Below are 7,154 nucleotides of genomic sequence, written 5' to 3'. Positions count from 1 at the left end.
CGACTTCATCGACATGGATGAAGCCAAGAACAACCGCACCGTCGAGAAGGTGTTGAAGGACGCCCTGTCCAAGGACCGCGCCCGCATCCAGATGGGCCGCATCTCGCCGTTCGGCCTGATGGAAATCAGCCGCCAGCGCCGCCGTCTGGGCGTGATCGAGGGCGCTACCGAGGCTTGCGCCTGCTGTCAGGGCACGGGCCGTGTCCGCTCGGCGGAAAGCGCCTCGCTGACCACCCTGCGCGCCGTCGAGATCGAAGCCGGCCGTAATGGCGCAGGCTGTATCACACTGCGCGTCTCGACCGCCGTGGCCATCTACATCCTGAACCACAAGCGCGACTATCTGCAGCGTCTGGAGCAGATGCGCGGCCTGAAGGTCATCGTCCAGATCGATGACTCCCTGGCCCAGGGCGAGCACCACATCGAGCGCACGGAAACGAACGAAGAGTTCGTGGCCCCGCAAAACGAAGTCGATCTGTCGTTGCTGGATGATGGCATCGATGACCACGCCATCTTCGACGAGGAAGAAGAAGAGGAAGACGAAGACTTCGTCGCCGAAGCTTCCGACGAAGACAGCGAGGATGAGTCCGAAGACGGCGAACGTGCCGAGCGTGACGACGAAGGCCGTGGTGGCCGCCGCCGCCGCCGCCGCCGTGGTGGCCGTCGCGAGGAAGAGGTCGAGGCCTCGACCGAGGACGAGGAAGAAGAAGGCCGTGGTGGCCGTCGTCGCCGTGGCCGCCGCGGTGGCCGCCGCAGCCGCGAGGACGGTGATCGCGACGTCTACACCTGGGTCCGTGGCCGCACGCCGTCGCTGGACGACCCGTATGTGTGGTTCGACCCGCTGAACCCGCAGCGCCCGGAACGTCCTGAACGCGCCCCGCGTCCGGTGGCCGAAACCGCCGTGACCGAGGGTGTCGAAGGCGAAGTCCCGTCACTGGAAGAAGTAAAGGGCGAAGGCGAAGGCCGTCGTTCGCGCCGCCGTCGCGGCCGTGGCCGTGGCCGTAACCGCGACAACGGTGAAACCGCTTCCGACATCAAGGTCGAGGATCGCGCCGCCAACGAGGGCATGCTGCCTGAAGGCGACCCGGACCTGCCGATCGCAACCGTAGTCGAAGCCGAACCCGCCGCCGAAGCCCCGGCTGAAGCCACTGTGGAAGAGGCTCCCAAGCGTCGTCGCGTCCGTCGCAAGACCCGCGGGGCCGAAGCCGCACCGGAAGCCACCGCAGAAGCAGCGACCGAGACGGTATCTGACGATCAGCCACCCTTCGTGGCTGTCATTCCGGACGACCGCATCGTCGAGAAGGCGACCGAACGCGCCCGTGACGCCGAGGCTGCCGCTCCGGCCAAGCTGGACGTGACCCCTGCGGAGGCTTTCGTCATCGAGCAGGCGATCGAAACCGCGCGTGAGGCCAAGGCCGAAGCCGAGATCGCCGCGCCCGCCGTGGCCGAACCGGCACCGGTTGAGGTGACGGTTGATGAGACTGCGACAGAAGCGCCGCTTGCGGTCGAGGACATCATCGCCAACGATCCGAACCAGATTGTCGCCCCTCCTGAAAAGCCCAAACGTGGCTGGTGGCGCCGTTGATCGGCCATGATTTGACGTAATGACAGTAGGGAGGCCGTAGCTGTGGAGTTCACCATGATCCGGTTTTCCTCTGTCCTACCCCGTCTTCTGGTAGCGGGAGCGGCGGCGGCTGCGCTTATGGCCGCCGCCCTCCCCGCCTCGGCCCAAAGCCTGATCCGGGATACGGAGATCGAAAAAATCATCGACGAGTGGTCTGCACCGACCCTCGATGCGATGGGCCTCGACCCTGACGAGGTCGAAATCCTGCTGGTCAATGACAACAGCCTGAACGCCTTTGCCACGCGTGGGCGGATCATGGGTCTGAACACCGGCCTGATCCTGGAAACCAAGACCGCAAACGAACTTCTGGGCGTTATTGCCCACGAAGCGGGCCACATCAAAAACCGTCATACGCTGCGCGACGGTGCCCAAAATGCGGGCATGCAGCCGATGATCATGACGATGGCACTGGGGGCATTGGCGGCCTTGGCGGGCGCGCCCGATGCCGGGGCCGCACTGATCGCCTCCAGCCAGTATTTCGGCACACTGGGCGCTCTGCGCTACATGCAGTCACAAGAGGGCGAGGCCGACATCACCGGCGCACGCGCCCTGGAACGGGCCGGTGAATCCGGTCGCGGTCTGGTCGAGTTCTTCGAGAATTTCCGCTCGCAGGAAGTCTTTTCCGACGCCCGCCGCTTCCCCTATTTCCGCAGCCACCCGCTGTCGTCACAGCGTATCAGCGCCCTGCGCGGTCCGGTCGAGCGGGCCTCCAACTATCACAAGCGCGACAGCGATGAGCGCATCGCCCAGCATGCGCTGGTCATAGCCAAGATCCGCGGCTTCATGCAGTCGCCGAACGCGACCCTTCGCCAGTATCCCTCATCCGATAGCTCATTTGCCGGCCGCTATGCCCGCGCCATTGCCTGGTACCGCGACGGCCAGACCCAAAAGGCGCTGGATGCTGTTGACGAGCTTTTGGCCGAGCAGAATGAAAATCCCTATCTGTGGGAGCTGAAGGGCCAGATCATTTTCGAGGAAGGTCGCCCCACCGAGGCCCTTGAAGCGCACAGCAGGGCTGTGGAACTGCTGCCCGACGCGCCCCTGCTGCGGATCAACCTTGCGCATGCCCTGCTGGAATCCGGCGACACCGAGAATGTCCAGAAAGCCGAGCGTGAGCTGAAATTCGCCCTCGCCCGCGAGAACGACAACACAATGGCCTGGCGCCTGCTCAGTCAGGCCTATGCCAATCAGGGCAAGGAAGGCGAAGCCCGTCTGGCCTCTGCCGAATACTGGTTCGCCCTGCGCCAGACACGTCAGGCCAACGAGTTCGCCCTGCGCGCCCGTGACATGCTGGACCGCAACAGCATCGAGTGGCGCCGCGCCACCGACATCGTTCTGGCCTCTGGCGCAACAGAAGACGAAATCGCTTCTGCCGAGCGCCGCAACCAGCAGCGTCGCGGACAGCAAGTCCAGCCGCCTGGCTCCAACTAAACCCTCTGCGTCCCTGACGAGTACCCCATTTCCATGACCGACACCCCGCCGACCGCCCCCGAACACGCGCCTGCACCCCAGCTTGAAGGGGCCAAGGGTCGCCGCTCGACGTCGGGCACTTCGACGCCTGTGCTTGCCGGTGCGGCCATCGCCATATCGGCAGCCGCGCTGATCCTTGCCGGCCTGCCCTATCTCGGCGTCGGTGTCGGCCCGCATGTGCGCGGCTATCTGCTGAACAATCCGCAGATTCTCGACGAAATGCTGGAAGCCCGCCAGATCGCCGAGGAACAGAACGCCACCTCCGCTATCGATAGCGCCGTGGCCGCCAATCCGAATCTGCTTGCCGCCGATCCCCGCGATCCGGCTGTGGGCCCGCAGGACGCCAAGGTCACGGTGATCCAGTTCTTCGACTATCGCTGCCCCGGCTGTAAGGCCGTGGCCGGCCCCTATCGCGAGATGATGGACCGCCATCCGGAAGTGCGCTTTGTCTTCAAGGAATGGCCGATCCTCGACAATGGTTCGACCGTCACCTCCAACTATGCCGCCCGTGCCGCCCTGGCGGCGCACGCCCAGGGCAAATACATCCAGGTCCACAACGCCCTGATGGCTGAGCGCGCCCTTAACGAAGCCGCCATCGATGCGATCCTTCAGGAAGCCGGTGTGGACATGGCCAAGGCCCGCGCCGCCATGACCGCACCTGAAACCGTGCGCCACATCACCGACATCCACACCATCGGCACCGCCCTGCGCCTGCGCGGCACGCCGACCTTCTTCGTCAACGGCAAGACCAGCGCCAGCATCGATCCGGCAGAAGTCGAAAAGATGATCGAAGCGGCTAAATAAGCAGCATCCAGATACAGAAAGGGCCGGAAAGCGATCTGCTTTCCGGCCCTTTTGCTGTCTTAGATCAGGCCCGCCAGCGGCGATGACGGATCGGCGAACATCCGCTTCTTCATTCGGCCCGCCAGATAGGATTCACGACCGGCGATGACCGCGTGCTTCATGGCGCTGGCCATCAGCACCGGATCGCGGGCCTCGGCAATGGCGGTGTTCATCAGCACGCCATCACAACCCAGTTCCATAGCCACAGCCGCGTCCGAGGCCGTGCCCACACCAGCATCAACCAGAACCGGAACCTTGGACTGTTCCACGATCATGCGGATGTTGATCGGGTTCTGGATGCCCAGCCCCGAGCCGATCGGCGCGCCCAGCGGCATGATGGCGACCGCGCCCGCATCTTCCAGCTTGCGGGCATAGACGGGGTCATCGGTGCAATAGACCATGACCTCAAAGCCCTCTGCGGTCAGCAGCTTCAACGCGCGCAGGGTTTCTTCCATGTCCGGATACAGGTGCTTCTGTTCCGAAAGCACTTCCAGCTTCACCAGCGTCCAGCCACCGGCCTCTCGCGCGAGGCGCAGGGTGCGCATGGCGTCCTCAGCGGTGAAACAGCCCGCCGTGTTCGGCAGATAGGTGTATTTCTTGGGATCGATATAGTCCGTCAGGACCGGCTGGCCCGGATCGGTCAGGTTCACGCGGCGCACGGCCACCGTCACCATTTCCGCGCCCGACGCCACCACGGCGGCGGCGTTCTGCTCATAGTCACGGTATTTGCCCGTGCCGACGATCAAACGCGAGTTGAAGGTGCGACCTGCGACGGTCCAGCTATCGGTACGAGGGGCGGATTCGGTCATGCCCCACAGTTAGCGACTGTCAGCCCCGCGTTAAAGCCACAGATACCCGATTTGATCCTGAGCAAGCCGATCGGCTCAGCCACCACCAACGAACTGTACCAGTTCGATCCTGTCGCCATCGGTCAGGGGGGTGGTTGCATGAAGCGAACGCGGCACAATTTCGAGGTTGCGCTCGACCGCGACCTTGCGGGGGTCAAGCTTCAGTTCCTCGATAAGGCCCAGAACGGTCTGGGCCGAGGTGTCGCGGCCTTGGCCATTCACTTCGATACGCAACGGGTCAACTCCTGTCGTTTCGGCAGGAATATGGGGTGATGCGCGGCGTAACTCAATCAGATCAAGACGTCAGTCTTGAGAGGTCGTCTCTTGCGCCTCGGAGGTACGTCTCTCGCTGCGGATATCGCGCGCCATGCGGCTGCCGATGGCGCCGACCTGTGCATTGGGGCGGCGCTGGTTGAGATAGGAGCCGTATAGCGACTGCAGGTAGTTGCGATCCCACTGGGTCAGCCCCGCATGCTGGGTCGGCTCATCAAACACGTTCAATATGGTACTGAAGCTGGAGGTATCCGCTTCGGGGTTCATCTGGGCCAAGGCCACCATCGCCACATAATCCCCCACCTGCTGAAAGTTCAGCCCTTCCATCTTAGAAATATCCAGGATGATGAAGGATCGCAGCAGCCGATTGGTGATTTCAGTCGTCAGAAGTCCGCTGCCGGTAATCATAGGCGCGGTTTCCTCGCCCGGCATTCGGACCGCGGGGGCCCCATCACGCGTAATCGGCAAGCTGACATGCCACCATCTGACCGGCGCGCTACTGGTGCGAAACCGCTCAAGCGCGATGCGCGATTGGGACGAGCCGGAATATCGGGGCCGAAATGCCAGAGGGCTGCGTTCGACCAGCACATTGGCCAAGGTGTCGGCCTCTGCCGTTGCGATAATGAGGATGTTGGGATCGCAATCCGGACCTTGGGGTTCCAGATTGATTGATGCGGCAGCGTCCGAAACGCGGTCGATGAGAATCCGAGCGGCGTCCTGCTGCAGGTTCACCACACCCACACAGATTTTCTGCCCCCATCGCGCAGGCCCGTGCCCGGGCGGCGGAAGCGTCACCTCCGACACGAATTCATCGACGGCTTTTTGCAGTTTGCGGCCTGTGACAACGACATCCTCAACAGTGGTGGGAGGCGCTTCTTGAGCGGGAGACTGCGTCGGCAATAATGCCAGCGCCATCACAGATGAGACGACAAGGCACAAAGCCCTGACACGCCCCGTGGCGGGAACGGCACAGATGGAAAACGGCCTATGTTTTGCATTTGCGGCAAACATGATCAGACCCTCCACACTCAAATACTTCAAAGCTTGTCGAAACCTATCCGTCCTGAATTTCCACTATGCACGGTTTCAGGAATTTCGAGAGTGGATATTTATATTTAGCCTTGTTGGACCATGCCTCATCCCCCAGAGGACAGGCAATGTCCAACCCACCGCCTAACTGGGCCATCGACGGACCGCGCCCTTCCGTTGACGCTAACGGAAGCCTTTTGCGCGGTCATGAAAGCGTCACCTGTAGATGTGATAGCTTTGCTGTGAAACACTGCGCCCTGGCCCCTTGACTGGATCGGCCAGCCGATTACTGACGTAACGTCAACAATATAGCCGAATGCTTGGCGTCGACACCAAAGTCGCGCTACAAAGCCCACGATTCCGCGTGCCGCGCGCGCCTTGCAACCAGAGCGAATGCCACAAGCGCCTGTCCTGTATGTCCTGAACGGTCCGAACCTCAATCTCCTCGGAGAGCGTGAGCCGGATATCTATGGGCACGAAACCCTCGCCGACGTGCAGGCCCGCTGCATAGCGGCGGCGGACGGCGCGAAGGTCGTGTTCCTGCAATCCAACCACGAAGGCCAGCTGGTCGACTGGATCCAGGAAGCCCGCTCGCAAGCTTCGGCTCTGATCATCAATCCAGCAGCCTACACCCACACCTCTGTGGCCCTGTACGACGCGCTGAAAACCCTGAGCATTCCCGTCATCGAGTGCCACCTGTCGAACCCCGCCGCGCGCGAGGCCTTCAGGCACCACTCCTATGTGTCACTGGCAGCCACCGGCGTGATCGCCGGTCTGGGCGTACAGGGATACGAACTGGCCGTGAAAGCGGCCCTGAACATGATCCGTCGCGCCTAAGGGCTAACGGCGTAAGTACACGAGAAGAGACAAAGATGTCCGACAAACACACCGCTATCGACGCCGAACTGGTCCGCGCCCTCGCCAACATCCTGAACGAGACCGAGCTGACCGAGATCGAAGTCGAAAAGGACGATCTGAAGATCAAGGTGAAGCGCGAAGTCACCGTCGCCGCCGCTCCGGTCCAATACGCCGCCGCTCCGGCTCCGGTCGCCGCTCCGGCTGCCGCCCCT

Annotated in this window: 6 protein-coding genes and 2 pseudogenes (1 of these 8 running past the window's edge); 5 read left to right on the top strand and 3 right to left on the bottom strand. The window is 62.7% G+C overall.

Annotation, left to right across the window (positions count from 1 at the left end; genetic code table 11):
* The 3 genes and pseudogenes from B3H86_RS12110 to B3H86_RS12100 all read left to right on the top strand — a co-directional run.
* A pseudogene (locus B3H86_RS12110) lies at positions 1-1,582 on the top strand (ribonuclease E/G) (it extends 1,046 nt beyond the left edge of the window).
* A gap of 54 nt (positions 1,583-1,636) precedes the next feature.
* On the top strand, positions 1,637-3,052 hold the full coding sequence (locus tag B3H86_RS12105) for a M48 family metalloprotease (protein WP_292054271.1): 1,416 nt from the start codon (positions 1,637-1,639) through the stop codon (positions 3,050-3,052).
* A gap of 33 nt (positions 3,053-3,085) precedes the next feature.
* Complete coding sequence (locus B3H86_RS12100) at positions 3,086-3,895, top strand: thioredoxin domain-containing protein (RefSeq protein WP_292054269.1); 810 nt, start codon at positions 3,086-3,088, stop codon at positions 3,893-3,895.
* A gap of 59 nt (positions 3,896-3,954) precedes the next feature.
* Here the strand turns inward: B3H86_RS12100 and B3H86_RS12095 are convergent, their stop codons facing one another.
* The 3 genes from B3H86_RS12095 to B3H86_RS12085 all read right to left on the bottom strand — a co-directional run bounded on the left by B3H86_RS12095 (position 3,955) and on the right by B3H86_RS12085 (position 5,973).
* Positions 3,955-4,743 (bottom strand): thiazole synthase, encoded by a 789-nt coding sequence (locus B3H86_RS12095; protein ID WP_242915149.1) that lies wholly within the window; start codon positions 4,741-4,743, stop codon positions 3,955-3,957.
* Between the two features lie 75 nt (positions 4,744-4,818).
* A complete protein-coding gene (thiS, locus tag B3H86_RS12090; protein WP_292054267.1) occupies positions 4,819-5,016 on the bottom strand; it encodes a sulfur carrier protein ThiS in 198 nt (65 codons plus the stop codon).
* Positions 5,017-5,085: 69 nt separating this feature from the next.
* A complete protein-coding gene (locus tag B3H86_RS12085) occupies positions 5,086-5,973 on the bottom strand; it encodes a hypothetical protein (RefSeq protein ID WP_292054265.1) in 888 nt (295 codons plus the stop codon).
* Positions 5,974-6,477: 504 nt separating this feature from the next.
* On the opposite strand from B3H86_RS12085, the gene aroQ reads away from it, so the two are divergent.
* Both aroQ and B3H86_RS12075 read left to right on the top strand, forming a co-directional pair.
* Complete coding sequence (gene aroQ, locus B3H86_RS12080) at positions 6,478-6,921, top strand: type II 3-dehydroquinate dehydratase (RefSeq protein WP_292054264.1); 444 nt, start codon at positions 6,478-6,480, stop codon at positions 6,919-6,921.
* A 35-nt stretch (positions 6,922-6,956) separates the two neighbouring features.
* Positions 6,957-7,154: pseudogene (locus B3H86_RS12075) on the top strand (acetyl-CoA carboxylase, biotin carboxyl carrier protein); the annotation flags it as partial.

The organism is Brevundimonas sp. UBA5866, assembly GCF_002432125.1.
GTDB lineage: Bacteria > Pseudomonadota > Alphaproteobacteria > Caulobacterales > Caulobacteraceae > Brevundimonas.
The sequence above is the reverse complement of the archived record's forward strand: the minus strand, read 5'-3'. Positions and strand labels throughout refer to the sequence as shown.

Excerpts from the sequence above, each read along its gene's own strand:
- B3H86_RS12105 (WP_292054271.1), top strand. The coding sequence starts at position 1,637 with ATGATCCGGTTTTCCTCTGTCCTACCCCGTCTTCTGGTAGCGGGAGCG.
- B3H86_RS12100 (WP_292054269.1), top strand. The coding sequence starts at position 3,086 with ATGACCGACACCCCGCCGACCGCCCCCGAACACGCGCCTGCACCCCAG.
- B3H86_RS12095 (WP_242915149.1), bottom strand. The coding sequence starts at position 4,743 with ATGACCGAATCCGCCCCTCGTACCGATAGCTGGACCGTCGCAGGTCGC.
- aroQ (WP_292054264.1), top strand. The coding sequence starts at position 6,478 with ATGCCACAAGCGCCTGTCCTGTATGTCCTGAACGGTCCGAACCTCAAT.